This window comes from Zobellella sp. DQSA1, assembly GCF_041950555.1.
GTDB lineage: Bacteria > Pseudomonadota > Gammaproteobacteria > Enterobacterales > Aeromonadaceae > Oceanimonas.
Window position 1 is genome coordinate 4,055,881 of the sequence record NZ_CP169531.1, and the last position, 25,489, is coordinate 4,081,369.

Annotated in this window: 24 protein-coding genes; 8 read left to right on the top strand and 16 right to left on the bottom strand. The window is 63.5% G+C overall.

Annotated elements, in window-relative coordinates; genetic code table 11:
- Positions 1–26 precede the first annotated feature (26 nt).
- From rarD to ACEVBK_RS19280, 3 genes are all read left to right on the top strand, one after another.
- Positions 27–947 (top strand): EamA family transporter RarD, encoded by a 921-nt coding sequence (gene rarD / locus ACEVBK_RS19270; RefSeq protein WP_375056489.1) that lies wholly within the window; start codon positions 27–29, stop codon positions 945–947.
- Between the two features lie 4 nt (positions 948–951).
- Positions 952–1,743 carry a helix-turn-helix domain-containing protein gene (locus ACEVBK_RS19275; RefSeq protein WP_375056490.1) on the top strand — a complete coding sequence of 264 codons (792 nt, stop codon included), beginning with the start codon at positions 952–954 and terminating at the stop codon, positions 1,741–1,743.
- Between the two features lie 62 nt (positions 1,744–1,805).
- Positions 1,806–2,435, top strand: coding sequence for a LysE family translocator (locus tag ACEVBK_RS19280; protein WP_375056491.1), 630 nt, complete (start codon positions 1,806–1,808; stop codon positions 2,433–2,435).
- A 33-nt stretch (positions 2,436–2,468) separates the two neighbouring features.
- Here ACEVBK_RS19280 and ACEVBK_RS19285 read toward each other — a convergent pair whose 3' ends face one another.
- From ACEVBK_RS19285 to ACEVBK_RS19320, 8 genes are all read right to left on the bottom strand, one after another.
- Entirely contained in the window at positions 2,469–2,741 is a 273-nt protein-coding gene (locus tag ACEVBK_RS19285; protein ID WP_375056492.1) for a YecH family metal-binding protein, read from the bottom strand.
- A 34-nt stretch (positions 2,742–2,775) separates the two neighbouring features.
- On the bottom strand, positions 2,776–4,944 hold the full coding sequence (uvrD, locus tag ACEVBK_RS19290) for a DNA helicase II (protein WP_375056494.1): 2,169 nt from the start codon (positions 4,942–4,944) through the stop codon (positions 2,776–2,778).
- A gap of 35 nt (positions 4,945–4,979) precedes the next feature.
- Positions 4,980–5,687 carry an HAD-IA family hydrolase gene (locus ACEVBK_RS19295; RefSeq protein ID WP_375056495.1) on the bottom strand — a complete coding sequence of 236 codons (708 nt, stop codon included), beginning with the start codon at positions 5,685–5,687 and terminating at the stop codon, positions 4,980–4,982.
- Positions 5,688–5,761: 74 nt separating this feature from the next.
- Positions 5,762–6,706, bottom strand: a complete 945-nt coding sequence (gene xerC, locus ACEVBK_RS19300) for a tyrosine recombinase XerC (protein WP_375056496.1) — start codon at positions 6,704–6,706, stop codon at positions 5,762–5,764.
- Positions 6,693–7,376 (bottom strand): DUF484 family protein, encoded by a 684-nt coding sequence (locus tag ACEVBK_RS19305; protein WP_375056497.1) that lies wholly within the window; start codon positions 7,374–7,376, stop codon positions 6,693–6,695. Before ACEVBK_RS19305 ends, xerC begins: the two co-directional genes overlap by 14 nt.
- The gene (dapF, locus tag ACEVBK_RS19310; RefSeq protein ID WP_375056498.1) at positions 7,373–8,200 is read right to left on the bottom strand and encodes a diaminopimelate epimerase; all 828 of its coding nucleotides are present in this window, start codon (positions 8,198–8,200) and stop codon (positions 7,373–7,375) included. Before dapF ends, ACEVBK_RS19305 begins: the two co-directional genes overlap by 4 nt.
- Positions 8,201–8,209: 9 nt before the next feature.
- Positions 8,210–9,466 (bottom strand): diaminopimelate decarboxylase, encoded by a 1,257-nt coding sequence (lysA, locus tag ACEVBK_RS19315; RefSeq protein ID WP_375056499.1) that lies wholly within the window; start codon positions 9,464–9,466, stop codon positions 8,210–8,212.
- A gap of 11 nt (positions 9,467–9,477) precedes the next feature.
- Complete coding sequence (locus ACEVBK_RS19320) at positions 9,478–9,600, bottom strand: lipoprotein (RefSeq protein WP_375056500.1); 123 nt, start codon at positions 9,598–9,600, stop codon at positions 9,478–9,480.
- A gap of 72 nt (positions 9,601–9,672) precedes the next feature.
- Here ACEVBK_RS19320 and cyaY point away from each other — a divergent pair, with 72 nt between their 5' ends.
- Positions 9,673–9,984, top strand: a complete 312-nt coding sequence (cyaY, locus tag ACEVBK_RS19325) for an iron donor protein CyaY (RefSeq protein ID WP_375056501.1) — start codon at positions 9,673–9,675, stop codon at positions 9,982–9,984.
- On the opposite strand, the gene ACEVBK_RS19330 is transcribed toward cyaY, so the two are convergent.
- Positions 9,981–12,497 carry a class I adenylate cyclase gene (locus ACEVBK_RS19330; protein WP_375056502.1) on the bottom strand — a complete coding sequence of 839 codons (2,517 nt, stop codon included), beginning with the start codon at positions 12,495–12,497 and terminating at the stop codon, positions 9,981–9,983. The two genes, cyaY and ACEVBK_RS19330, sit on opposite strands and share 4 nt — an antisense overlap.
- Positions 12,498–12,692: 195 nt before the next feature.
- On the opposite strand from ACEVBK_RS19330, the gene hemC reads away from it, so the two are divergent.
- Genes hemC through ACEVBK_RS19350 form a run of 4 tightly spaced genes read left to right on the top strand, consistent with a single transcriptional unit; the run spans position 12,693 to position 16,644 of the window.
- Positions 12,693–13,622 (top strand): hydroxymethylbilane synthase, encoded by a 930-nt coding sequence (gene hemC, locus ACEVBK_RS19335; protein ID WP_375056503.1) that lies wholly within the window; start codon positions 12,693–12,695, stop codon positions 13,620–13,622.
- Positions 13,619–14,371 (top strand): uroporphyrinogen-III synthase, encoded by a 753-nt coding sequence (locus tag ACEVBK_RS19340; RefSeq protein WP_375056504.1) that lies wholly within the window; start codon positions 13,619–13,621, stop codon positions 14,369–14,371. Before hemC ends, ACEVBK_RS19340 begins: the two co-directional genes overlap by 4 nt.
- 22 nt (positions 14,372–14,393) lie before the next feature.
- Complete coding sequence (locus tag ACEVBK_RS19345; protein ID WP_375056505.1) at positions 14,394–15,464, top strand: uroporphyrinogen-III C-methyltransferase; 1,071 nt, start codon at positions 14,394–14,396, stop codon at positions 15,462–15,464.
- A gap of 10 nt (positions 15,465–15,474) precedes the next feature.
- On the top strand, positions 15,475–16,644 hold the full coding sequence (locus ACEVBK_RS19350; protein WP_375056506.1) for a heme biosynthesis HemY N-terminal domain-containing protein: 1,170 nt from the start codon (positions 15,475–15,477) through the stop codon (positions 16,642–16,644).
- Positions 16,645–16,918: 274 nt separating this feature from the next.
- Here ACEVBK_RS19350 and ACEVBK_RS19355 read toward each other — a convergent pair whose 3' ends face one another.
- The 7 genes from ACEVBK_RS19355 to ilvG all read right to left on the bottom strand — a co-directional run bounded on the left by ACEVBK_RS19355 (position 16,919) and on the right by ilvG (position 25,289).
- Positions 16,919–17,785: an NAD(P)-dependent oxidoreductase gene (locus ACEVBK_RS19355; protein WP_375056507.1), complete on the bottom strand. Its 867-nt coding sequence runs from the start codon at positions 17,783–17,785 to the stop codon at positions 16,919–16,921.
- Positions 17,782–18,621 carry an urea transporter gene (locus ACEVBK_RS19360; RefSeq protein ID WP_375056509.1) on the bottom strand — a complete coding sequence of 280 codons (840 nt, stop codon included), beginning with the start codon at positions 18,619–18,621 and terminating at the stop codon, positions 17,782–17,784. Before ACEVBK_RS19360 ends, ACEVBK_RS19355 begins: the two co-directional genes overlap by 4 nt.
- A 350-nt stretch (positions 18,622–18,971) precedes the next feature.
- Positions 18,972–20,525, bottom strand: a complete 1,554-nt coding sequence (ilvA, locus tag ACEVBK_RS19365) for a threonine ammonia-lyase, biosynthetic (protein ID WP_375056510.1) — start codon at positions 20,523–20,525, stop codon at positions 18,972–18,974.
- 5 nt (positions 20,526–20,530) lie between these two features.
- Positions 20,531–22,381: a dihydroxy-acid dehydratase gene (gene ilvD, locus ACEVBK_RS19370; RefSeq protein WP_375056511.1), complete on the bottom strand. Its 1,851-nt coding sequence runs from the start codon at positions 22,379–22,381 to the stop codon at positions 20,531–20,533.
- Positions 22,382–22,447: 66 nt separating this feature from the next.
- Complete coding sequence (locus ACEVBK_RS19375; RefSeq protein ID WP_375056512.1) at positions 22,448–23,371, bottom strand: branched-chain amino acid transaminase; 924 nt, start codon at positions 23,369–23,371, stop codon at positions 22,448–22,450.
- Between the two features lie 11 nt (positions 23,372–23,382).
- Positions 23,383–23,643 carry an acetolactate synthase 2 small subunit gene (gene ilvM, locus ACEVBK_RS19380; protein ID WP_375056513.1) on the bottom strand — a complete coding sequence of 87 codons (261 nt, stop codon included), beginning with the start codon at positions 23,641–23,643 and terminating at the stop codon, positions 23,383–23,385.
- Entirely contained in the window at positions 23,640–25,289 is a 1,650-nt protein-coding gene (gene ilvG / locus ACEVBK_RS19385) for an acetolactate synthase 2 catalytic subunit (protein WP_375056514.1), read from the bottom strand. Before ilvG ends, ilvM begins: the two co-directional genes overlap by 4 nt.
- Positions 25,290–25,489: the final 200 nt, after the last annotated feature.

Genomic DNA, 25,489 nt, shown 5'->3' on the forward strand with positions numbered 1-25,489 from the left:
TCTAGCCTCTCACCAGATTTCTGACCATGGAAAAAGACCACGCCGCCCAGGGAGCCCTGTTCGCCCTGGGCGCCTATTTCCTATGGGGTATCGCCCCCCTGTATTTCAAGCAGCTGATCGCCGTACCGGCCCTCGAGGTTCTCACCCACAGGGTGATCTGGTCCTTCCTGCTGCTGCTGGCGCTGATCAGTGCCCTCGGTTACTGGCCCCGGGTCAGGGCCATATTGCGCACCCCGCGCCAGCTGCTGCTGTTGGGGTTGTCGTCGGTCACCATCGGCCTCAACTGGCTGGTGTTCATCTGGGCGGTCAACAACGATCATATGCTGGATGCCAGCCTGGGCTACTACATCAACCCGCTGTTCAACATAGTGCTGGCCATGCTGTTCCTGGGCGAGCGTTTCCGCACCATGCAGTGGCTGGCGGTGGGACTGGCCAGCCTGGGCGTCGCCATCCAGATACTGGTGTTCGGCAGCCTGCCCTGGGTAGCGCTGGTGCTGGCATGCTCTTTCGGCTGCTACGGCCTGATCCGCAAGAAGGTGCCGGTCGACCCCTTTACCGGCCTGATGCTGGAAACCCTGGTGCTGCTGCCCGCCGCCGCCCTCTACCTGTGGGGCTTTGCCGACACCACCACCAGCCACCTGGGCGAAAATCCGCTCAGCCTCAACCTCTGGTTGATCTCCGCCGGCATCGTTACCACGGCACCGCTGCTGCTGTTCGCCGGCGCCGCCAGGCGCCTGCGGCTGTCCACCCTCGGCTTCTTCCAGTACCTGGGGCCCAGCCTGATGTTCCTGCTGGCGGTGCTGCTCTACAACGAGCCCTTCACCCAGGACAAGCTGATCACCTTCGCCCTGATCTGGACCGCGCTGGTAATCTACACCCTGGACGGCCTGCGCCAGCGGCGGCGCAATGTTTTACAAAACAGCGGCGGTCCGGAGCCGCTAAAATAGCGGGATGAGCGACGTCAAATACTGGAAATACCCGGGCCTGGACGGCCTGGAACTGTGCCTGGCGGATCATGTGGCCTTCCGCTACGGCCGCCATATCCACCTCGACTACCATATCGGCCTGGTCGAGCAGGGGGCGCAGAACTTCATCCACCAGGGCAGCTCGGCGCCGCTGGCACCGGGCCAGCTGTCGCTGCTCAACCCGGACATCGCCCACGACGGCAGCTGCTTCGGCGAACTGGGTTTTAGGGTGCGGGTCTTCTCCCTCGCCCCGGAGCTGATGGCCTGTCTGGCGGAAGAGCTGGAGCAGCCCCCGTCCTTCTTCTTCGGCCGGCCCCTGCTGCACCAACCCCAAATCTACCGGCAGAGCCTGGTGCTGCACCGGCAACTGGAACAAGGGGCACTGGCCCCGGAAGAAGCCGAAACCCAGTTGCTGGCCCTGCTGTCCGGCTTCTTCCCGTACAGGGACAAAGGGCCGCTGGAGGCCGCCGCCCTCGGCCGGCTGCGCGAACGGCTGCTGGCCGGGCTGGACCAGCCCCACCCCCTGGAGCAACTCGCCGCCGACGCCGGCCTCTCGCGTTTCCAGTTTTTGCGCCGGTTCAAGGCAGCCATGGGCATAACGCCCCACGCCTACCTCCGGCGGCTGCGGCTGGAGGCCGCCAAGAAACACCTGGCCCTGGGCCGCGCCGTCGCCGACACCGCCCTGGCGGTGGGCTTTTTCGATCAGGCCCACTTCCATCGCGCCTTCGTGGCCGCCTATCGCATCACCCCCGCCCGCTTCCGCGCCCAGATGCAATAAGTTACAAGCCGGCGGCCCGCCGACGCCCTAGGCTGTGAGCATTCCCCTCACAGGAGCCGAACATGGACATCCCCCTTCTTCTGACCATAGGCCTTATCCATCTGGTGGCACTGGCCAGCCCCGGGCCCGACCTGGCGCTGATGCTGCGTTTCTCGGCCCGGCGCCGGGCCGCCTTGGGCGCGGCCAGCGGTATCGCCGCCGGCATACTGGTGCACAGCCTGCTCAGCCTTACCGGCATCAGCCTGCTGATCCAGGCGCACCCGCTGCTGTTTACCCTGGTCCGGCTGCTCGGCGCCGCCTACCTGGGCTGGCTGGGCTGGGGCGCGCTCAGGGCGGCGCGGGCCTCCACCCCGGCTGCGGTCGGTGCCGCAGCCGGGGTGCCGGACAGGGGATTCTGGATCGGGTTCAATACCAATTTGCTCAACCCCAAGGCGCTGGTGTTCTTTATCGGCCTGCTCGCCGCTCTGGTCGGGCCCGAGGTGAGCTGGCTGACCCGGGGCCTGCTGGTGCTGGAACTGTTCCTGCTCAGCCTGCTGTGGTTCCTGGCCCTGGCCTGGTGGCTGTCGTCGCCCCGGGTGCAGACCCGGCTGCTGGCCTGGAGCCGGCCGATCAATGCCCTCTGCGGCCTGCTGTTCTGCGGTGTGGCCGGCTCTATCCTGTGGTTGGTGGCGGGTGAATTGACGAGGGTATGACAGGGGCCGGCCAAATGCCGGCCCCTAAAAGGCTCAGTGCGCGCAGACTTCGGCGAAGTTGAGCTGCCAGCCCTGCTCGGTCAGCACCAGCTTGCCCTTGGCCTGCATCAACGGCAGCAGTTCGTCCAGGCTCAGATCCTGGTGAGAGCAGGTGCAGAAACGGGCCGCCTCGCCGAAGCGTTCGGCCACGAAGGCATGGATATCGGCGGCGGGCACCGGCCGGGCGTGGGCCAGCAGGGCGTGCAGAAAGTCGTGGGCATGGGTCATGTCGGTCTCCGGATTGAACAAGCGCCGCAGTTGTACCACGGCCGCTAGCTCCCGACGCTGATCGACATCAAACTCAGAGCGCTTCCAGCCGGGCGTAGGCGGTGACCAGCCACTTGGCGCCGCCGTCGTCGAAGTTGACCTGCACCCGGCTCTGGGCGCCGGCGCCCTCGAAGTTGAGCACCACCCCCTCGCCGAACTTGGGATGCTGCACCCGCTGGCCCAGGCGAAAGCCGGTCTGGTCGAAGGTTTCCTGCACCCGGTCCTGGCTGAAGCGGCCGTTGGGCAGGGCCCGGGTGACTTTCGCCTTGAGCCGGATCTCCTCCAGGCAGTCGGCGGGCAGTTCCTTGATAAAGCGGCTGGGCCGGTGGAACATCTCCCGGCCGTAGAGGCGCCGGCTCTCCGCATGGCTGATGTAGAGCTTGTTCATGGCCCGGGTCATGCCCACGTAGGCCAGGCGGCGTTCCTCCTCCAGCCGCCGGCTCTCCTCCGCCGACAGCTGGCTGGGGAACATGCCCTCTTCCACCCCCACCATGAATACCAGCGGGAACTCCAGGCCCTTGGCCGAGTGCAGCGTCATCAGTTGCACCGCGTCGTCGAACTGATCCGCCTGGCCCTCACCCGCCTCCAGCGCGGCATGGGACAGAAAGGCCGACAGCGGCGACATCTCGTCCTCCTCCGCCGGGCTGAACTGGCGGGTGGCGCTGACCAGTTCCTCCAGGTTTTCCACCCGGGACTGGGCCTTCTCGCCCTTTTCCGCCAGGTACATGGCCTTGAGCCCGGACAACTCGATCACCCTGTCGGTCTGCACATGCAGCGGCAGCTCCCGGGTGTCGTCCTCCAGCTGGTTGATCAGCGCCAGGAAGCGGCTCACCGCCGAGGCGGCCCGGCCGGTGAGCACTTTTTCCTCCACCAGCGCCCAGGCCGACTGCCACAGGGTCTGCTGCCGGTCCCGGGCGGCGTCGCGAATCAGCCCCAGGGTGCGCTCGCCGATGCCCCGGGTGGGGGTGTTGACGATGCGCTCGAAGGAGGCTTCGTCGCCGCGGTTGTTGAGCAACCGCAGGTAGCCGAGGGCATCCTTGATCTCCTGCCGTTCGAAGAAGCGCAGGCCGCCGTAGATGCGGTAAGGCAGGCGCTCCTGGATCAACGCCTCTTCCAGCACCCGCGACTGGGCGTTGTTGCGGTAGAGGATGGCGGTGTCGCTTAAGCTTCCGTCCTGCTGGCGCCACTGCTTGATACGCTCCACCACGAAGCGGGCCTCGTCCACCTCGTTGAAGGCACTGTAGATGGCGATGGGCGCGCCCTCGGCGCCCTCGGTCCACAGCTCCTTACCCATGCGCTCGGCATTGTTGGCGATCAGGGTATTGGCGGCCTTGAGGATGGTGCCGGTGGAGCGGTAGTTCTGCTCCAGGCGGACGGTCTCGGCACCGGGAAAGTCGGCCAGGAAGCGGGCGATGTTCTCCACCCGGGCCCCGCGCCAGCCGTAGATGGACTGGTCGTCGTCGCCCACTATCATCACCCTGGCCTTGTCACCGGCCAGCATCCGCAGCCAGGCGTACTGGATGCTGTTGGTGTCCTGGAACTCGTCCACCAGGATATGGCGGAACCGGTCCTGGTAGTGCTGTAGTATGTGCGGCTTGTGCAGCCACAGCTCGTGGGCGCGCAGCAGCAGCTCGGCGAAGTCCACCAGCCCAGCCCGGTCGCAGGTGTCCTGGTAGACCTGGTAGATCTGGCGGTAGGTCTTCTGCAGCGGGTCGTTGAGCACCTGGATATCGCCCGGGCGCAGACCCTCGTCCTTGCGGGCGTTGATAAAGCCGGCGGCCTGGCGCGGCGGCCACTGTTTTTCGTCCAGGTTCAGGCTCTTGAGGATGCGGCGCAGCAGCCGCAGTTGATCGTCCGAATCGAGGATCTGGAAGTCCTGGGGCAGGCTGGCGTCCAGGTGGTGGGCCCGCAGCAGCCGGTGGGCCAGGCCGTGGAAGGTGCCGAGCCAGAGCCCGAACAGGCGCCCGCCCAGCAATTGCTCCACCCGGCCGCGCATCTCGGCGGCGGCCTTGTTGGTGAAGGTGACCGCCAGTATGGCGGAGGCCGGCACCTGCTCCACCTGCATCAGCCAGGCGATGCGATGCACCAGCACCCGGGTCTTGCCGCTGCCGGCCCCGGCCAACACCAGCATGTTCTGGGAAGGGGCGGCTACCGCCTCTCTTTGCTTGTCGTTCATGCCGTCAAGCAGGCTGGATACATCCATCACATCTCCTGGGAATATTTACAGTATGCCGGCGATTATAACAGCTCCAGCAGTTGCTCCAACCGCTCCAGGGTCACCTGGGGCAGACAATGCAGGTCCGCTTCGCTGCGGCCGTTGTCGTTGAGCCACACCGCCTGGCAACCACTGCGTACGGCACCGGCCACGTCGGTATTGATATGGTCGCCGATATGCAGGATCTCGGACGGCGCCACCCCCAACCGTTCGGCCAGGGTCAGAAACATGTCCGGTGCCGGCTTCATCCGCCCGTCGGGCCCGGCCCTGAGCACCGTCTCGAAATAGGGCGCCAGTTCGGTGCGCTCCAACGGCAGGTTGCCGTTGGTGATCACCGCCAGCCGGTGGCGCAGGCCCAGGGTAGAGAGCACCCTGTGGGTCACCTCGGGCACCCGGATGCGACCGCGTTCGGCCAGAAAGCCCTGGTAATATTCCTCGGCCAGCAGGCCGGCCCGCGCCTCGGCCACCCCCTGGCGGCACAGGCCCTCGGTCAGTACCGCCCGCCGGCAGGCGCTCACATCGTGGGCCAGTTCGGGCTTTTCCTGCAGCAGTTGCCGCTTGACTGCCGCCAGCTGTTCCTTGCCGAGCAGGGTGGATTCGGGGTGATCCTGCTTCAGGGCGTTGAGCAGCCAGGCTTCCGCCGCCGCCATCACCGGCACGTTGTCGTACAGGGTATCGTCCAGATCGAAGCTAAGCACCTTGACGGGGCCGAGTCGTTTGTAAAAGCGCATCCTGGGTTCCGGGTAAAGGGAGGTGGGGGGATTCTAACCAAAAAACCGGTGCCAGGTCTTGGGGATTGGGCCGGCTATTCCTCTTCCTTGCGCCTTTTGGCCCTGGGGTGGGCCTGGTCGTAGGCGTTGGCCAGGTGCTGGAAGTCGAGGTGGGTGTAGATCTGGGTGGTGGCCAGGTCCGCGTGGCCCAGCAGTTCCTGCACGGCACGCAGGTCGCCGCTCGACTCCAGCATATGGGTGGCGAAGGAGTGGCGCAGCTTGTGGGGGTGGATATGGCTCGACAGCGCCTGCTGTTGTCCACGCTTGGCCAGGCGCAGCTGCACGCTGCGATGGGAAATGCGCCGGCGCCGCAGGCTGACGAACAGCGCCGGCTCGTCGGGGCCGGCCAGCTCGCCCCGCACCGACAGCCACTTTTCCAGCCATTCCAGCGCCATCCGCCCTACCGGCAGGATACGCTCCTTGTTGCCCTTGCCGATCACCCGCAGCTGGCGCTCGGCAAACTGGACATCGCCCAGGTCGAGACTGACCAGTTCGTCCAGGCGCAGGCCGGAAGAATACATCAGTTCCATGATGGCCCTGTCCCGCACCGCCAGCGGGTCTGCCTCGTCGAGGTTCATCAGCTGGTGCAGTTCGTCCACGTCCAGGTTCTTGGGCAGGGGTCGGCCCTGCTTGGGCGCGCTGACGCCCTTGGCGGGATTGGCGGCGAGCTGGCCCTGTAGCACAAGCCAGTCGCAGAAGCTGCGCAGGGCGCTGAGCTTGGCGGCGATGGAGCGGGGCGACAGCCCCTGCTTGTGCAGGCGGGTGGCCAGGCCGCGCACATGGGCCACGCTCAGTTCCCGCCACTGGCTGAGGCGCTGCTCGGCCAGTTGCCCGGCCATGGCATGCAGGTGGCGACCGTAACCGTCGCGGGTGTGGACGCTCAGTTGGCGCTCCACCCGCAGGTATTCGAGGAAATCGGCGATGGCCGCGGCCAGTTCGGGCGCGGTCGGCTTAGGCGCGCCCGGTTCAGGCCTCGCCATCGGCCACCAGCCGGGGCAGCAACAGCGCGAGGAAGTCGGCGAGCTGGCGGATGATCAGGGTATCCATGCCCGAGCGGTAGTGGCTGCTGTCGGCGCTGCCGAAGGCCAGCAGCCCCATCTCCCCTTCCCGCCCCAGGCGGATCAGGGCGCAGGAGTTGACCAGGGCATCGTGGAACAGCCGCTGTTTTTCGTCCTTGCCGAGCCGGCCCAGGTACACGTCCTGGCCCGCCATCCGCTCCCGGTACAGCCGCTCCAATTGCTCGCCATCCAGGGCCTGTGCCGACGGATGCCAGCGGGCGTCCGGCACCAGCCTGAGTGCCGACACCCGCAACTGCTCCTGCAGGGTATGGCGCATGCACCGTTCCAGCTCCCCCAGGCTGGTACATTCGAACAGCCGGGGGAACAGGTCCAGGTAGACCCGGAAGATGCGCTCGTTCTCTCCGGCCACCGTCATCAGTTGGGTAATGTCCTCTTCCAGGGCATGGATGCGCTGGCGCTGGCGTTCCAGCTTGGCCTCCACCAGGGAGACGCTGCCCCGGTGCTCATGGGGCAGCCGCAGCTGCTCCAGCAGCCCCTGCTGACGCACGAAGAAATCCGGTTGCGAGGCCAGGTACTCGACAATCTGTCTATCATCCAGGCTGATTTCCGCCCGTTGGGTTCTGTCGGTCATAGGTTGATCTGTCCGTCGAAAACGTGTTCCGCCGGGCCGGTCATGTACACCGGCTTGCCCGGCCCCTTCCAGGCGATGGTGAGGGTACCGCCGGGCAGGTGTACCTGTACCCGGTCGGCCAGCTTGCCCCAGCTCATGCCCATCACCGCCGCCGCACAGGCGCCGGTGCCGCAGGCCAGGGTCTCGCCGGCGCCACGCTCGTGCACCCGCAGCCTGATTTCCCGCGCATTGATAACCTGCATAAAACCGACATTGACCCGGGCCGGAAAGCGCTCGTGGTTCTCCAGCTCGGGACCCAGGGTAGCCACCAGTTCGGTGTCGATATCATCCACTTCCAGCACACAATGGGGGTTGCCCATGGATACGGCACCACACAGCACCGTCTGCTCTTCGGCCCGGATCAGGTAGGTCTTCTCCGCCTTCTGGGCCTTGAACGGAATATTGGCCGGCTCGAACTCGGGCACCCCCATGTTGACGGTGACCTGGTTGTCCTTTTCCAATTGCAGCACTATGTTGCCCTTCTGGGTGCTGACGTTGACCCTGTCCTTGTTGGTCAGCCCCTTGAGCCGTACGAAGCGGGCGAAACAGCGGGCGCCGTTGCCGCACTGCTCCACCTCGGAGCCATCGGCGTTGAAGATGCGGTAATGGAAGTCGAGCTCGGGATCATAGGGCGGCTCCACCAGCAGCAGCTGATCGAAACCGATGCCAAAATGACGGTCGGCGAGATGCCGGATCACCTCGGGATTGAAAAACACCTTCTGGGTGACGCCATCGACCACCATAAAGTCGTTGCCGAGCCCCTGCATTTTGGAAAAGTGGATCACGCTCACCCCTCAGGCGCCGGGCAACAGGCTTTCGCCCTGCCACAGCTCGGTCAGTTGTTCCCGTTCGCGCACGACAAAGGCCTGCTCCCCGTCCACCATGACTTCGGCGGCCCGGGGCCGGCTGTTGTAGTTGGAGGCCATGACGAAACCATAGGCGCCGGCCGAACGTACCGCCAGTAGATCGCCCTCGGCAATGGCCAGTTCCCGGTCCTTGCCGATAAAATCGCCGGTCTCGCACACCGGCCCCACCACGTCGTAAACGGCGGCTTCGCGCCGCAGGGTCGAGTCCACCGGAATAATGGCCTGCCAGGCGCTGTACAGGGCCGGGCGGATCAGATCGTTCATGGCGGCGTCGACGATGGCGAAATTTTTGGCTTCACCGGGCTTGAGGTGCTCCACCCGGGTCAACAGCACGCCGGCGTTGGCGGCGATGGCACGGCCGGGTTCGAACACCAGGGTCAGGTTGCGGTCCTGCAGGCGAGCCTTGAGCTGTTCGGCGTAGCGGCTGGGCTCGGGCGGCGCTTCCTGGTCGTAACGCACCCCCAGGCCGCCACCCACGTCCAGGTGGTGGATATGGATGCCGTCTTCGGCCAGGGCGTCAATCAGCGCCAGCAGCTTGTCCACCGCCTCCAGGAAGGGAGACAGCTCGGTGAGCTGGGAGCCGATATGGCAATCCACGCCATTGACATCCAGATGGGGCAGGGCCGCCGCCAGGCGATAAATTTGCTGCGCCTGATCGATGGGAATACCGAACTTGTTTTCCTTCAGGCCGGTGGAAATATAGGGGTGGGTGCCGGCGTCGATGTCCGGGTTGACCCGGATGGAGATCGGCGCTTTTTTACCCATATCACCCGCCACCCGGTTGATGCGTTCCAGCTCCGCCACCGACTCCACGTTGAAGCAGAAAATGTCCTGCTCCAGGGCGAAGCGGATTTCGTCGACCCGCTTGCCGACCCCGGAAAACACCACCTTGCGCGGATCGCCGCCGGCGGCGATCACCCGGCACAGTTCACCCTTCGAGACGATGTCGAAGCCGGAGCCCAGCCGCGCCAGCACATTCAGCACCGCCAGGTTGGAATTGGCCTTGACCGCATAGCAGATCTGGTGATCCACCTCACCGGCGGCCTGATCGAAGGCCCGCCAGTGACGCTCCAGGGTCGCGCGGGAATACACATAGAGAGGGGTACCGTGCTGCTCGGCCAGACGGGTGAGATCGCAGGCCTCGCCGTAGAGGCGGCCATCGTCCTGATAATTAAAATAATCCAAGGTAATTTCCTTTACGACTGTTCAACCTGGGGTCGCTCCTGCTGGGCTTCGGGCAGGGTCAGGGGCCCCTTGAGGCCACAACCCGCCAGGCTCAGGGCCAGGGCGACCAGTGCGGTCAGCTTGAATTTGTTCATCGTATGACTGTGAATATGGTTACAGGCTCTTATAATCGCATTCAGATTCTCAAAAGCAATAGGAAGCGGGCGATGAAAGACAGTGAATTCCATGCCTTGGCGGACGCCATTTACCAGCATATCGAAGAGTGCATCGACCAGAGCGGGGTCGATATCGACTGTGAGACCATCGGCAGCGTCATGACCCTCACCTTCGAAAACGGCGTCAAGTTCGTGATCAACCGCCAGGAGCCGCTACACCAGATCTGGCTGGCCACCCGGGAAAACGGCCACCATTTCGCCTATCAGGCCGGCAAGTGGATAGACAACCGCCAGGGCCATGAGCTGCTGGCCTGGCTCGGCCTGCAGGCCAGGCGCCAGGGCGATACCGAGCTTGCGCTCTAACCCAGGCAGGTCCGGGAGCCGTCCTTGTCGTCCTTGACGGTGCGATAGGGCAATACCCTCGGCTGGCCGTCGGCGGTCACGATATCGTAGTACTGGGGCAGGTTGAAGTTGGCGAAGCGACTCTGCCCCACCACGTGCTCGTGATGGGAGGTGTAGAAGCGGTTGATGCTCTGCACCAGTTCGTCCTTGCTACCGGCCACCTGGCGATAAACCTCGATACGGTTCGCCTCATCGAGAATATAGAGGTTGTAGCCGTCGCCGCTGTCTTCGAAGAAAAACTGCATCAGTCCTTCGCTGGCATAGGCATCCACTATGTCCGGCACCGACTTGTCGCCCCGCTGATCCAGTCGCAGGGCGTGGCGTGACTGCTTCTGGCTGGAAAGCTGGCGGTAAAAGTCCACCGCGTTTTCCATTCTCTGCACGCTCACTCCGCGCCGTTCGAAAAAGATGCCGTACTTGTCGGCACCCAGTACCAGGGTCTTGATGGTGCTGCCCTGGGCGCGCGCCAGCCTCAGGCCGATGCATTCCTTCACCAGTTGTTCAAAGCGGGTTCGGATCAGGCTGCGGAAATGCAGACTGTAGCAGAACACATCCAGGCTCTCGGGAGCGTTGGCGTCCTGGTGCATCTTGCCGAGGACAGTGGTGAGCGCGTCGACCACGGCGGTCGGGCCGCTGAAGTGCAGGGTGCGGATCTCGTCCCAGGAATTGCGGTAAATCAGATCCACCGAGCCCACCAGATTCTCCAGTTGATGGCCGAAGCTGAAGGGATCGCTGGTCTTGGCACTGAATTCGATGGGCCTGTCCTGCCAGCGAGCGGTAGGATCATGCTCCAGATTGAGGAAGATGCCCAGGTTACGCACCTCACAGGGTCGGCTCAGTGCCAGATTGGTGGGGGATGGCATCCTCACCGGGAACACCCTCGCCAAATCGCCGCAGAATTCCTGCAGGTGTCGCCGGGTCAGATCCGTATTCTGGTTGAACAGGTGCAGCCGGGTGCCGGCCACCAGCAGGCCATTGAAATGGGCCCAGGCCACCAGCTTGCCGGCATAGGCGCTGTATTCCAGGGCACTGCGGCCGATGATATCGGTCGCGGTCAGGCCATACTTGTACAGATACCAGCCCGCCTTGTTGAGTCGGCCTTCCGGGACCTGTACCAGGCTGATATCCGGTTCACTCAGGTCCGGGGCAATCTTCAGGTTGATCAGCTGTACCTTGCCCGGCAGGTTTTCGAAGGCGGCGTAGAGTTTGCGCGACAGGATACCGATATCTTCCGGGTTGATCGACTCGCTGATGTTGTTGCGCCGGGCAAACTGGATCAGGTTGCGGTAGCTCTGCATCAGGGCTTCGAGCAGCTCACCGTAGGCGGCCTTGACCTCTTCCACCTTCCAGTTGGCCCTGTCGTCGAGCCGGGCCAGCTTGTCCGCCGGCCAGCCCCAGGCCGCCACCAGCCGATTGATCAACTGCCGCCGCCAGGCATACTGGGTATCGTTGCCATGGGTGAGATGAAGACCCTCCGAGACCTTCAGATAAAAACAGCGCCGTACCAGATCGAGCCGCTTGTCGTCGCCGATGGACTTGAGATAACCGGTCACCTTTTCCAGCATCAGCATGTAGTGATCCTGGTCCTCGTCCAGCACCTCCGAGGACTGGAAGTGTCCCTTGAGGTGGCGGCACAGCAACTGGGTATCCGGGTACTCGTGGGAATAGGCTTCCATCAGCACCGTCTTCAGCACCGCCTTGTAGGGCGAGTCGATGCCCTTGTACAACTGCCACAGGGCAGAGCCGAAGTATTCTTCCGCCGGAATGCGGGCGAAGCCGCCCAGATCCAGCCACTCATCGGTATTGAGGGTGCCGTTGGCAAACTGCTCGGCCACGAATCTGTCGTACTTGGGCCCCAGCTTGCCGGGAGCGAACATCCATACCAGCCGTTTGCCGGCGATGCGCAGGTTGCTGCGGTAAAACTCGTCCAGCAGCAGCAGATGCTGGGCACTGCCGCAGCTTTCGCCCTGTACCCACTGTTGGTTGTCGGTACGGAACTTGTTGTCGGGGATCAGGAACAGATTAAGCTCCACCTGACGCTGCTCCGCCCACTTGGAGATCAGCAGGCATTTTTGCTGCAACAGCGCCACCCGCTCCGGATCCATCAGGTGGGAGTAACAGACCCAGACATCCAGATCCGAATGACGGCACTGACCGATGGACGAGGTGCTGCCCATGGAATAGAGCCCGAAAATTTCACAATGGCTGTTTCCCAGCCCCTGGTGGCCGTTGGCCGCCTGACACAGTTCGTCGATGAATTCCTGCTGGCGCTCATTGGGCCGGAAGTGGCAGACACCCGCGGGCACGTCCCCGGGCAGGTAGCCAGGCAACAGGGGATGGTGGTAGTGCAACAGCACCGGCAGCAGCTGGAATACCTGCTGGCCGTAGCGGCTCATCACCGCCAGGGCGCGAGCCTGCTTCTGCTGGTTAAACTGGTCACATCGCTCGACGAGCCGGTGAAAATTCGCGTGCAAGGGTACAGGCCTTCGTTGGACCGACACAGACCCGGAACAGGTCAAAAGTGTGATCATGGTAACAATTAGCCAGTAAATGAACAATATCTGTCGTGACACATTTTCGCAACATCCTGACTACGCTGCTTTCTTCCCTGAAATACGTCGACAGGGATGATAATATCGACGCATTAATGGACAAAAGAAGAGATTCAAATGGCAAACCGCATCATCCGCATCGCCACCCGCAAGAGCCTGCTGGCCCTGTGGCAGGCCCATTATGTCAAGGATCGGCTGGAACAGCTGTATCCCGATGTCACCGTTGAGCTGGTGCCGATGACGACCCAGGGTGATGTACTGCTCGATACTCCCCTGTCCAAGATCGGCGGCAAGGGCCTGTTTATCAAGGAGCTGGAACAGGCCATGCTGGATGGCCGGGCCGATATCGCGGTGCATTCGATGAAGGACGTGCCGGTGGAATTTCCCGCGGGCCTGGGTCTGACCGTGATCTGCGAGCGTGAAGATCCGCGCGACGCCTTTGTGTCCAACCAGTACCAGAGCCTGGACCAATTACCCGCCGGCGCCGTGGTCGGCACCGCCAGCCTGCGCCGGGAATGCCAGATCCGTGCCCGTCGGCCGGACCTGCAGATCAAGACCCTGCGCGGCAACGTGCAGACCCGGCTGCGCAAGCTGGATGAGGGCGAATACGACGCCATCATCCTCGCCGCCGCCGGTCTCAAACGGTTGGAACTGGAGGCACGTATCGCCTGCCTGCTCAGTCCGGACGAGAGTCTGCCTGCCAACGGCCAGGGTGCCGTAGGTATCGAATGCCGGCTGGACGACGCCGAATTGCTCACATTGCTCGCCCCCCTGGATCACTACCCCACCCGCTTGCGGGTCATGGCGGAGCGGGCCATGAACCAGGGGCTGCAAGGCGGGTGCCAGGTGCCTATCGGCGCCTATGCCGAGCTGGAAGGCGACAAGCTCTGGCTGCGCGGCCTGGTCGGCAAGCCCGACGGCAGCCAGATCATCTTCGAAGAAATCACCGGTTTTGCCAGCCAGGGCGAAGCCCTGGGCGCCGAGCTGGCCAAGCGGCTGCTGGCCCGGGGGGCCGACAAGATACTGGATGAGGTGTATCGTTCATGATCCCGCTGGTGGTACGCCCCGAGCCCCAGGCACACAGCCTGTGCCGGTCATTGCTCGAGGCTGGCCACCAGCCGGTGGCCAGCCCGCTGCTGAGCTTCAGTGAAGGTGCCGGACTGCGGTCTCTCCCCGCCCTGTTCGACCCCCTGACACACCGGGATTATGTGATAACGGTCAGCGTACCGGCGGTGACTTTCACCGATAATGCTCTGCGCCGGCGCGCCCTGGCCTGGCCGGCGGCCAACTATGTGGCGGTGGGTGACGCCACCGGCCGGGCTTTGGCCGGTGCCGGCATCACAGGCGCCACCGTGCCCGAAGACCCCCGCTCCGAAGGCATCGTCTCGCTGCCGGGATTGCAAACGCTCGACGGCTGCCGGGTGGTGATACTGCGCGGTGACGGCGGTCGCCATATGATTGCACCGACCCTGGAGCAACGGGGCGCACGAGTGGACTATTGCGAGGTCTACCGCCGCCACTACCGGACCGATCCGGACGGCAGTCTGGTGAAAAGTTGGCAGAGCGCGGGGGTCGACAGTATTATCGTCACCAGCGGCGGCTTGCTGACCCATGTTTTCCAACTGGCCGCCCACGCAAAGGACTGGCTGCTAAGCCGTTTATTGATTGTGCCCAGCGTCCGAGTGGCCGATAGTGCCAGGAGGTTGGGATTCACTCAGGTCATCAATGCAGAAGGTGCATCCAACCAGGCGCTGATTGCCGCCCTGGATGAGAGGAAAAGGAATGACAGACAATAATCAAGATAACCAAGCAAAAACCGTGACCAGCAGCGCTGACACCCTGCCCGAGACCGGGTCAGGCAAGGCCGAGTCGCCCCCGGCGACCCCGGCCGCCAAAGAGCAGAAATCGTCTTCTTCCGCCAGCATCCTGGCCATTGTGGCCATTATCCTCGCTATCCTGCTGACCGGCGGCCTGTACTGGCACGGTCATAACCAGGCGGTGGCCCAGGCCGAGCAGTTGAACCGGCTGCAGACCGAGTTGGCTCAGCAACAGGCAGCGCTCCAGGCCGGCAAGGCCGAGCAGGACGCCAGACTCGCCGCCGTCGTCGCCAGCCAGAACAGCACCGCCGAGCAGCTCGACGGCCTGTCCCGCAAGGTACTGGATCTGGACAGCAAGCGCCCCAACGACTGGATGCTGGCGGAAGCCGAGTACCTGGTACGCATGGCCGGCCGCAAGCTGTGGCTGGAGCAGGACCTGGTAGCCGCGGCCATGATGCTGACCAACGCCGACGAGCGCCTGGCCGCCCTCAACGATCCCGGCCTGTTGCCCATTCGCCAGGCCCTGGCGGACGACATCGCCGGCATCAAGTCGGTACAGAAGGTCGATCGGGAGGGACTGGTGATCAAGCTCAACAGCATCAACGAACAGGTCGACCGGCTCAAGCTCGCCGGGATCATCATGTCCCGGGCCGAAGAACCGGACTTCACCCTGTCCGGCGACATCGGTGACTGGAAGGAAAACCTGAAGAAGAGCTGGGCCAGCTTCAGCGACAACTTCGTGACGGTACGCCGCCGCGACGGCAACGTCGAGGCCCTGCTGTCGCCGCAGCAGCACTGGTACCTGAGCGAAAACCTCAAGGGCAAGCTGCTGCAGGCCCAATTGGCGGTCTACCGTGAGCAACAGGAAGTATACGACAGCGCCCTGGCCCAGTCCCGGCAGTGGCTGCAGGGCTATTTCGCCGATGACAGCGTACGCCAGTTCATGCTGGAGCAAATCGACCAGCTCAGCGGCCAGCAGATCGATGTGGACTATCCCGAGCAGTTTTCCGCCCAGGATCGCCTGCAGCAGTTGCTGGACGACCGGCTGCAACGCCTGCTGACCGGCCGGTAAGGGGGAAACCATGATACGTCTTGCGATTATCGTCGCCATGCTGGTGGCCGGCCTGATGATAGGACCCGACCTCACCGGGCGCCAGGGTTATGTGCTGGTCGCCGCCGGCAGCTACACCATCGAAACCACGGTCACCATTTTCCTGGTGGCGGCGGTGCTGTTCTACCTGTTGCTGCTGTTCATCGAATGGCTGCTGGGGCGCATCTTCGGCCTGAGCCACCGCACCCGCGGCTGGTTCATGGGCCGCCGTCGCCGCAAGGCGCTGAGCTACACCCAAAGCGGCATGCAGGCGCTGGTGGCGGAAGACTACGCCACCGCCGAGAAAATGCTGGTCAAGGGAACCAAGGGCAACGACCTGGCACTGCTCAACTACCTGAACGCCGCCGCCGCCGCCCAGGCCCAGGGCCTCGACGGCAAGCGCGACGACTACCTGCGCCAGGCTCATGAGCAGAGCCCGGGTGCCGGCCTGGCGGTGGGCATTACCCAGGCCCGATTGCAGTACCAGCAGGGCCAGCACGAACAGGCCCTGGCCGGGGTGCAACAACTGGAAAAGGACTACGGCAGCCAGCCGGCCATTCTCAAGCTGCAAAAGGACGTCTACCTGGCCACCGGTGAATGGCAGCGGTTGCTGGGTACCCTGGATGCCCTGAGCAGCCAGGGCCTGATCGACGCCGAGGATAAGCAGGCGCTGCAGCAGCAGGCCTACACCGGCTGGCTTGACAGCACCGCCCGGGCCGACGGCAGCGAAGGCCTGATCACGCTGTGGCAGGAGCTGCCGCGCAAGGAAAAATACCGGGCCGACATACTGGCGCCCCTGTGCGACCGGCTGATCGGGCTCAAAGCCCACAAGGAAGCCCAGCAGTTGCTGCTGGAGGGACTCGACAAGCATACGGATCCCCGACTGCTGGACTGCCTGACCCGGCTGCAACTGGGCGACTACCACCCGTTGCTCAGCACCCTCGAGAAAAAGGCGAAGAAGGAAAGTCTGCCCGAGCTGCACTCCGCCCTGGGCCAGTTGTACCTGAAGGACGGCAAACCCGAGCAGGCCGAAGAGCAGCTGCAACGAGCGGTGGCGCTAAAGCCTTCAGCCCGGGACTACGTGCTGTTGGCCGGCCTGGCGGAAAAGCACAAGGACCTGGCCAAGGCCAACGACTACTACCGCCATAGCCTGGCGCTGTGATCCGGCAGAGAGCCTGAATCAGAAAGGGAGCCACTGAGGCTCCTTTTTTGTTTGTCCCTCCGACAGCAAGGCTCAGACAGGCTACACCTATGCCAAAACAGACAGACAAAGGGAGCGGCTCCGCCGACCGTTACATGCCATGGATGGCATGTGCGAGCTTACATGGATGTATTCATAGCGTGTCGGTGGAGTTGGCCCTTTGGCCGGCTTATCCCCGTAGGACAGACCGCTTTGTCTCTAAACTGAGAGGGAGCCATGGCGGCTCCCTTTTTAATTACTGCTTGTACAGCTTGATCAGGGTGGCGGGATCCCGCTCCAGGTAGCCCTGGCTGCCGTGTTGGCGCATCAGCTGAGCGGCCAGCCCGGACATCGGGGTGGCACTGCCGGCACGCTGGCTCTGGGCTACCGCCATGTCCAGATCCTTGAGCAGGGTGCGCACATGCCACTTGGGCTCCGGATCCGACTCCGCCGCCATCAACGGGCCGGTGAGCTGCATCGGTCTGGAATCGGCGAAGCCGCCGGCCAGGGCCTCGGGGATCTTGTCCGCCGCCACGCCGCAGGATTTGGCCAGCGCCATCATCTCCGCCAGTACCATCAGGTTGCAGCCCACTATCATCTGGTTACACACCTTGGTGACCTGACCGGCGCCGATGGGCCCCATATGGGTAACTCGCTGGGACAGGGGGGCAAGTACAGGGCGAATGCGCGCTATGTCCGCCGCCTCACCACCGCACATGATGGCCAGGGTGCCGGCCTCGGCACCGGCCACGCCTCCGGATACAGGCGAGTCCACCCAGCCCATGCCACAGCTGTCCTGCAACCGGGCGGCAAAGGCCCGGGTCACCTGCGGATCCGAGCTGGAAAAATCCACCAGCAACTGCCCGGCCCGACCATGACCGGCCACGCCGCCGGCACCGAACACCACCTCTTCCACCACCGCGGTGTTGGCCAGGCACAAAAGCACCAGATCCACCTGCTCCACCAGCTCGGCAATGCTCGCCGCTTCGATGGCACCGGCCGCCTTCACCACCGCCAGCTTGTCCGGGCTGCGGTTCCATACCCGTACCTCGAACCCCGCCTGCAGCAGCCGTTGCGTCATGGGCTGGCCCATCAGCCCGATCCCGATAAATCCCAGTTTCATGTTTTCTCCCTGTCGCGAATGCGTTTGTTCCCCTGATAACAAATCCCGTGGCGCAACGCCAGGCAAAGCCAGCAGCTCAGCACGAAGGGCATGGTCAGCATCGGCAGGCCCAGTTGCAGCATCAGGCCGCTCATCAGCCCGGCGGCGGCAATGCCTGCCAGTATCCAGCCCGGCGCCAGCCGGTGCCAGTACAGGCCGATGGCGGCCAACACCCCATTGTAGCCGGCCAGGCCGAAGGTAATGTAATCGATACTGACTCCCAGACCCCAGGCGACCAGGCTGGCCAGCACCCCGCCGATCACCGCCCAGCACAACAGCCCTGCCCCCGCCAGCGAGAGGGCGGCACAGATCAGCAGGGCCGACAGGCTGTCAGGCAGGAACACCACCTGCCCCACCGCCGACAGCGCAAACTGGTGTCCCTCGGGTACCTCAATCAGCCGGGTTCCTTTGAAATACAGCCAGGGCAGCACCAGCAGGTTGAAGGGCAGCGTATACCAGGGAATGCCGGCCAGCCGACGCAGCCCCGCGTAAATGGCGGCGGACGCCGCCCCGGCCAGCACCGCCAGGACCAGCAGCCAGGGACTGGCCGGCGCAAACAGGCCGATGGCCAGCCCCACCAGGGCGGCGTTGAAGCCGAACAGGCCGTCCCGCCAGGCCGCCGACTCCCAGCGTCGCCAGCGGGCCAGCAGGGTAGCGGCGGCCACGGCCAACACCATGGCCAACGCCATATGGGGAGAGACCCAGGCCACCGCCAGCAGCATCAGGAGGCCGGCCAACAGATGGTTCACAAAATAGATCTGGCTGATACCGGCCAGCATCGCGGACAACAGCGCCATCGAGGACACTCCTGCACAAGAAAAGGAAACGGCGAGAATTAGAGCAGGAGGACCGACATTGATCAATACATTATTGTGAACAATGTTACTGGTGGGTTAAGCCGCCTTTCATAAGAAGACCATAGATGGAAGCGAAAGCTTTAGGTTGTCTCAAGCAGACAACACTGATGTCAGAGCAGGCGGACAAAGGGAACGGCTCCGCCGACCGTCACATGCCATGGACGGCATGTGCCGAGCGATACAGGGATGTACTTGAAGCGTGTCGGCGGAGCTGGCCCTTTGGCCGACTCATACCCGTGAAACAGGCGCCTTTAGTCTCAAGCAGAGGGCCCCCATCGGGAGCCCTCGGTTTAATGCGCCAGGAAAAACCGGTAGGCGGGATCCTGGGTGACGTCGTACCAGGTGTAACCCAGTTCCGCCAGGTGGCTCTCGAACGACGCCAGATCCGCGTCGGGCAGCTCGAAGGCACAGAGCACCCGGCCGTATTCGGCGCCGTGGTTACGATAGTGGAACAGGCTGATGTTCCAGCGGGTACCCAGGGTATGCAGGAAGCGCATCAGCGCCCCCGGCTGCTCCGGGAACTTGAAGCTGTACAACCGCTCCTGCAACGGTTTGGGCGGCCGGCCGCCGACCATGTAGCGTACATGGGACTTGGCCAGATCGTTGTCGGTCATGTTGGCCACCGGATACCCGGCCTGCTCCAGCTCCGCCATGATCTGCGCCAGTTCCCTCTCGCCGTCGGACAGGCGCACCGACACCAGCAGGGCCGCCTTGTCTTCCGAAGAGTAACGGTAGTTGAACTCGGTCACCATGCGGTTGCCCAACACCTCGCAGAACTCCAGGAAGGCCCCCTTGCGCTCCGGTATGGTTACCGCCAGCACCCCTTCCCGCTTTTCGCCCAGCTCGCAGCGCTCGGAGACGTAACGCAGGGAATGGAAGTTGACGTTGGCCCCGCTGAGAATGGCCGCCATGCGGGCGTGGGAATAGTCCCCGGCCTGGCTGTACTTCTTCAGCCCGGCCAGCGACAAGGCCCCTGACGGCTCGGCGATGGCCCTGGTGTCCTCGAAGATATCCTTGAGCGCGGCGCAGATCTCATCGGAGCTGACGGTCACCACCCCGTCCAGGTATTCCTGACACAGGCGGAAGGTTTCGGTACCCATTCGCTTCACCGCCACCCCGTCGGCGAACATGCTGACCCGGTCGAGGCTCACGACCTCACCGGCCTTGAGCGCCGCCTTGAGGCAGGCGGAGCCCTCGGCCTCGACCCCGATCACCTTGACCTGGGGCAGCAACTGCTTGATATACACCGCCACCCCGGCGGCGAGGCCGCCGCCGCCCACCGGCACAAACACATGGGTCAGGTGGGTATCCTGTTCCAGCAGTTCACGACCGATGGTGCCCTGACCGGCGATCACGTCTTCGTCGTCGAAGGGCGGGATCAGGGTCAGGCCCCGGGCCTTGGCCAGCTCCAGGCAATGGGCGTAAGCCTCGTCGAAGTTGTTGCCGTGCAGCACCACCTGGCCGCCGAAACGGCGCACCGACTCCACCTTGATATCGGGGGTCACCACCGGCATCACTATGGTGGCATCGATGCCCAGCTTGGCGGCGGACAGGGCCACCCCCTGGGCATGGTTGCCGGCGGAGGCGGCGATGACGCCCTTCTGCTGCTGCTCGGGGCTGAGCTGGGCAATCTTGTTGTAGGCACCCCGCAGCTTGAAAGAGTGCACCGGCTGCATGTCTTCGCGCTTGAGCGCAACATGATGTCCCAACCGCTCGGAAATTTTCTTGAGCGGCGACAGCGGCGTCACCCGTGCCGCCTCATACACCGGAGACAGCAGGATCCTGCGCAAGTATTCGGCCGCCGAACGGGGAACGGCGGCGTCTTTCAATGCCGGTTGTGCCATCGTCCTCAACCTCCCAGCTTACTGCGATCGCGCACCGCACCCTTGTCGGCACTGGTGGCCAGGGAGGCGTAGGCGCGCAAGGCAAAGGACACTTCCCGCTCGCGGTCGATCGGCCGCCAGCCCTGCTCACCCTTGGCGTCCATGGCGGCACGGCGAACAGCCAATTCGGCTTCCGGCACATCCAGCACTATGCTGCGACCCGGAATATCGATGTCGATGATGTCACCGTCCTGCACCAGGCCGATGGTGCCGCCGTTGGCCGCCTCGGGCGATACGTGACCGATGGACAGGCCGGAGGTGCCGCCGGAGAAGCGGCCGTCAGTGATCAGGGCGCACTGGGTCCCCAGGCCCATGGACTTGAGGTAGGTGGTGGGGTAGAGCATTTCCTGCATGCCGGGGCCACCCTTGGGGCCTTCGTAGCGGATCACCACCACTTCCCCGGCCTTGACCTCGCCGCCAAGGATACCGGCCACGGCGGTGTCCTGGCTCTCGTAGACCCGAGCCGGACCACGGAAAGTCAGGTTATCGTCGGCCACACCGGCGGTCTTGACGATACAGCCGTCCAAGGCCAGGTTGCCGGCCAGTACCGCCAGGCCACCTTCCTGACTGTAGGCGTGATCAATGCTGCGGATACAGCCCTCGGCACGGTCGTCATCCAGGGTCGGCCAGCGACAGTCCTGGCTGAAGGCCCTGGTGGTGCGGATACCGGCCGGGCCGGCACGGAACATGGTTTTCACCGCTTCGTCGGAAGTCACCATGACGTCGTAGCGGGCCAACTGGTCGGCCATGGTCATGCCCAGCACGGTCGGGACTTCGGTCTTCAGCAGGCCGGCCCGGGCCAGCTCGGCCAGTATGCCCATGACGCCACCGGCCCGGTGCACGTCTTCCATATGGTATTTCTGGGTGGAAGGCGCCACCTTGCACAGCTGGGGCACCTGACGCGACAGCCGGTCGATATCGTCCATGGTGAAGTCCACATCCGCTTCCTGGGCCGCGGCCAGCAAGTGCAGTACGGTATTGGTGGAGCCGCCCATGGCGATGTCCAGCACCATGGCATTCTCGAACGCCGCCTTGGTGGCGATGTTGCGCGGCAGGGCCGAGGCATCGTCCTGCTCGTAGTAGCGCTTGGTCAGCTCGACGATACGATGACCGGCGGTCTTGAACAACTGCTCCCGATCGGCGTGGGTCGCCAGCAGGGAACCGTTGCCGGGCTGAGACAGCCCCAGAGCCTCGGTCAGGCAGTTCATGGAGTTGGCGGTGAACATGCCGGAGCAGGAACCACAGGTGGGGCAGGCACTGCGCTCGATCTGTTCGCTTTGTTCATCGGACACCGTGGGATCGGCGCCCTGGATCATGGCGTCCACCAGATCCAGCTTGATGATCTGATCGGACAGCTTGGTCTTGCCGGCTTCCATGGGGCCACCGGAGACGAAGATCACCGGAATATTGATGCGCAGGGCCGCCATCAGCATCCCCGGGGTGATCTTGTCGCAGTTGGAGATACACACCATGGCGTCGGCACAGTGGGCGTTGACCATGTACTCCACCGAATCGGCGATCAGCTCCCGGCTGGGCAGGCTGTAGAGCATGCCGCCGTGGCCCATGGCGATACCGTCGTCCACCGCTATGGTGTTGAATTCCTTGGCCACTCCGCCGGCAGCCTCGATTTCCCGGGCCACCAGCTGCCCCAGATCCTTGAGGTGCACGTGGCCGGGTACGAACTGGGTGAACGAGTTCACCACCGCGATGATCGGCTTGCCGAAATCTTCTTCGGTCATGCCGGTCGCGCGCCACAGGGCGCGGGCGCCGGCCATGTTGCGGCCGTGGGTGGTGGTGGCTGAACGATACCTTGGCATTGCTTTCACTCCTGAAATTACGTGAGAAAATCAGGGACGCCTGCGGCGCCCCTTCTCCATCTGTGCTTAATCTTTTACCGGGGTGAGCCAGCCCCATTTATCCCGGGTGCTGCCGTCGAACAAACCGAAGAAAGCCTGCTGCAGCTCGGCGGTCACCGGGCCGCGCTTGCCCTCACCCAGGGTGATACCATCCACGCTGCGCACCGGGGTCACCTCGGCGGCGGTACCGGTCATGAACATTTCATCGGCCAGGTACAGGGCCTCGCGGGCAATCGCCTCTTCCCGCACCTGGTAACCGGCCTCGCGGGCCAGGGTCATCAGGGTATCGCGGGTGATGCCGGGCAGGATACAGGCGGTGACCGGCGGGGTATAAAGCACCTTGTTCTTGATCAGGAACAGGTTCTCGCCGGCCCCTTCGCTCAGGTGGCCGTGCACGTCCAGGGAAATGCCCTCGGAATAGCCATGGCGCTTGGCTTCACCGGAGATAAGTTGGGAAGACAGGTAGTTGCCGCCGGCCTTGGCGCCGGTGGGCATGGTGTTGGGCGCCAGCCGGTTCCAGGAAGTCACGCATACGTCCACCCCGTTTTCCAGCCCCTCTTCGCCCAGGTAGGCGCCCCAGGGAATGGCGGCGATGATTACCTCGCAGGGCACGTCCTTGGGGGCATTCAGGCCCATGCCGACATTGCCGATAAACACCAGCGGCCGCAGGTAGGCGCTGTTCAGCTCATTTTTGGCCACCGCCTCCCGACAGGCATCCATCAACGCAGCCTTGGTGTAGGGGATGTTCATCCGGTAGATCCTGGCGGAGTCGAACAGCCGCTGCACGTGCTCTTCCAGACGGAAGATCACCGGCCCTTCGGGGGTATTGTAAGCCCGAATCCCCTCGAATACCGAAGAGCCGTAATGCAGGGCGTGACTCATCACATGCACCTGGGCCTTGTCCCAGGGCACCATATCACCATTGAACCAGATGTATTTAGCGGTAGACATTATTATGTTCCTCAAGCCGTTTTTCTGAGTCGTTGTTCAAGTACCTGCGCCTCGACACGGGTCACGTCCATCAGTTTTTCAAGCTGGCGACTTAACAACTGGATAGGCCTTTCGCCACTGACAGTAACCCTAATATTAACGCTTTGACAATCGGCCGAGGTGGACATTTCCATGTCATCCACCCGGAATCCGCGGTGGCGGGTCAGGCGGAGCACCCGCTCGAGCACTTCCGGGCGGAACTGGGTTTCAATGTGCAAATTGTGCTGGTTCATGCTTGTCTCTCCATCATCTGGTCATTGGCGACGCCCGGCGGCACCAGGGGCCAGACGTTTTCTTCCTCTGAAATACGAACGTGTAACAGGTAGGCAGTATCGGTCGCCAGCATCCGCCGGATGGCCGGCTCGACCTCTTCCTTGCGGGTGATGGTTTCACCGGGAATATCGAAGGCGGCGGCCATGGCCACGAAATCCGGGTTGTCGGTAAGGATGGTTTCGCTGTAGCGACCGTCGAAGAACAACTCCTGCCACTGGCGCACCATGCCGAGGCGCTGGTTGTCGAGCAGTACCATCTTCACCGGCAGCTGGGCCCGCTTGAGGGTACCCAGCTCCTGCACGTTCATCATGAAAGAGCCGTCGCCGGACACCAGCACCGAAGTGTGCTCCGGCCGGGCCAGCCTGGCGCCGATGGCGGCGGGCAGGCCAAAGCCCATGGTGCCCAGCCCGGCGCTGCTCAGGTGGTTTCGCGGGCTGGTAAAACGCATGTGCTGGGCCACCCACATCTGGTGCTGGCCCACGTCGCAGCTGACCATGGCGGTGTCGTCCAGGGCCTCGCTCAGTTGTTTAAGCATCAGCGGCGCGTAGATGGCCTCGCCCGGGTGATCGTAACGCCAGCCGTGAGCGGCCTTGAGCCGCCGACACCGGTCACGCCAGTCACCGATGTCCAGTTCCCCCTGACCCAGCAGGGGCAACACTTGCTGCAACTCGGCATCCATACCCACGTGGGCGTGGCGCACCTTGCCGAATTCGGCGGCGTCCTTGTCCAGGTGGATCACCTTGGCGTTGACGGCAAAGGCGTCCAGTTTGCCGGTGACCCTGTCGTCGAAACGGGCACCGACCACAATTAGCAGATCGCTCTGCTGAACAGCCAAATTGGCGGCTTTTGTGCCGTGCATGCCGAGCATGCCCAAAAACAGTTCATCGTCCGGATCCAGAGTGCCGATGCCCTTGAGGGTAGTCACGGCCGGCAACCGGCAACCACGGGCAAAAGCACGTAATTCTGCCTCGGCGCCGGCCATGCCGACCCCGCCACCCACGTAGAGCACCGGCTTGCTGGCCGCGGCCAGCAGGGCCCTGGCCTGCTCCAGCGCTTCCTGATCCAGGGCATTGACTTCGAATTCAACAGGAGCCGTCGGTGTGGGTTCAACCAGTGCCACCTGGATATTTTTGGGCACATCAATCAATACGGGGCCAGGCCGGCCGGAACGGGCGACTTCGAAAGCTTCGGCGATGATGGCGCCAAGATCCTCGACGTTTTCCACCAAATAGGAATGCTTCGTGCAGGACAGGGACATGCCCAGCACGTCCACTTCCTGAAAGGCATCGGTGCCGATCGCCGCCATCGGCACCTGGCCGGTGATGGCCACCAAGGGAATGGAGTCAAGCATGGCATCGGCCAGACCGGTGATCAGGTTGGTGGCACCGGGGCCCGAAGTGGCCATGCACACCCCTACCTGACCACTGGCTCTGGCATAGCCTACCGCCGCCAGGGCGGCCGCCTGTTCATGACGACACAGCAGGTGCTCGACTCCGCCGTCGTAGAGGGCATCGTAGAGCGGCATGATGGCGCCGCCGGGATAACCGAATATCTGGGTTACCCCCTGTTGTTTTAATGCCTGAACAATGTACTGTGCGCCATTCATCTTCGTTGCTGTCCCTGTTTTGCTGCCAAAGCCGGTTTAAAAAAAAACCCCCGAGCGGTTGGCTCGGGGGTTTTGCGTTGTTGTCTGCCGGTTGTTCTACTTTTCGTCAGACCACAGCGCCCCGAGCGGTGATTTAATAATCACCACTAGGACCACGATAATGCTGACGAAACGTACGAACAGATTCATATACCGACCAT

Excerpts from the sequence above, each read along its gene's own strand:
- rarD (WP_375056489.1), top strand. The coding sequence starts at position 27 with ATGGAAAAAGACCACGCCGCCCAGGGAGCCCTGTTCGCCCTGGGCGCC.
- ACEVBK_RS19275 (WP_375056490.1), top strand. The coding sequence starts at position 952 with ATGAGCGACGTCAAATACTGGAAATACCCGGGCCTGGACGGCCTGGAA.
- ACEVBK_RS19280 (WP_375056491.1), top strand. The coding sequence starts at position 1,806 with ATGGACATCCCCCTTCTTCTGACCATAGGCCTTATCCATCTGGTGGCA.
- uvrD (WP_375056494.1), bottom strand. The coding sequence starts at position 4,944 with ATGGATGTATCCAGCCTGCTTGACGGCATGAACGACAAGCAAAGAGAG.
- ACEVBK_RS19295 (WP_375056495.1), bottom strand. The coding sequence starts at position 5,687 with ATGCGCTTTTACAAACGACTCGGCCCCGTCAAGGTGCTTAGCTTCGAT.
- xerC (WP_375056496.1), bottom strand. The coding sequence starts at position 6,706 with ATGGCGAGGCCTGAACCGGGCGCGCCTAAGCCGACCGCGCCCGAACTG.
- ACEVBK_RS19305 (WP_375056497.1), bottom strand. The coding sequence starts at position 7,376 with ATGACCGACAGAACCCAACGGGCGGAAATCAGCCTGGATGATAGACAG.
- ACEVBK_RS19320 (WP_375056500.1), bottom strand. The coding sequence starts at position 9,600 with ATGAACAAATTCAAGCTGACCGCACTGGTCGCCCTGGCCCTGAGCCTG.
- cyaY (WP_375056501.1), top strand. The coding sequence starts at position 9,673 with ATGAAAGACAGTGAATTCCATGCCTTGGCGGACGCCATTTACCAGCAT.
- hemC (WP_375056503.1), top strand. The coding sequence starts at position 12,693 with ATGGCAAACCGCATCATCCGCATCGCCACCCGCAAGAGCCTGCTGGCC.
- ACEVBK_RS19340 (WP_375056504.1), top strand. The coding sequence starts at position 13,619 with ATGATCCCGCTGGTGGTACGCCCCGAGCCCCAGGCACACAGCCTGTGC.
- ACEVBK_RS19350 (WP_375056506.1), top strand. The coding sequence starts at position 15,475 with ATGATACGTCTTGCGATTATCGTCGCCATGCTGGTGGCCGGCCTGATG.
- ACEVBK_RS19355 (WP_375056507.1), bottom strand. The coding sequence starts at position 17,785 with ATGAAACTGGGATTTATCGGGATCGGGCTGATGGGCCAGCCCATGACG.
- ACEVBK_RS19360 (WP_375056509.1), bottom strand. The coding sequence starts at position 18,621 with ATGGCGCTGTTGTCCGCGATGCTGGCCGGTATCAGCCAGATCTATTTT.
- ilvA (WP_375056510.1), bottom strand. The coding sequence starts at position 20,525 with ATGGCACAACCGGCATTGAAAGACGCCGCCGTTCCCCGTTCGGCGGCC.
- ilvD (WP_375056511.1), bottom strand. The coding sequence starts at position 22,381 with ATGCCAAGGTATCGTTCAGCCACCACCACCCACGGCCGCAACATGGCC.
- ACEVBK_RS19375 (WP_375056512.1), bottom strand. The coding sequence starts at position 23,371 with ATGTCTACCGCTAAATACATCTGGTTCAATGGTGATATGGTGCCCTGG.
- ilvM (WP_375056513.1), bottom strand. The coding sequence starts at position 23,643 with ATGAACCAGCACAATTTGCACATTGAAACCCAGTTCCGCCCGGAAGTG.
- ilvG (WP_375056514.1), bottom strand. The coding sequence starts at position 25,289 with ATGAATGGCGCACAGTACATTGTTCAGGCATTAAAACAACAGGGGGTA.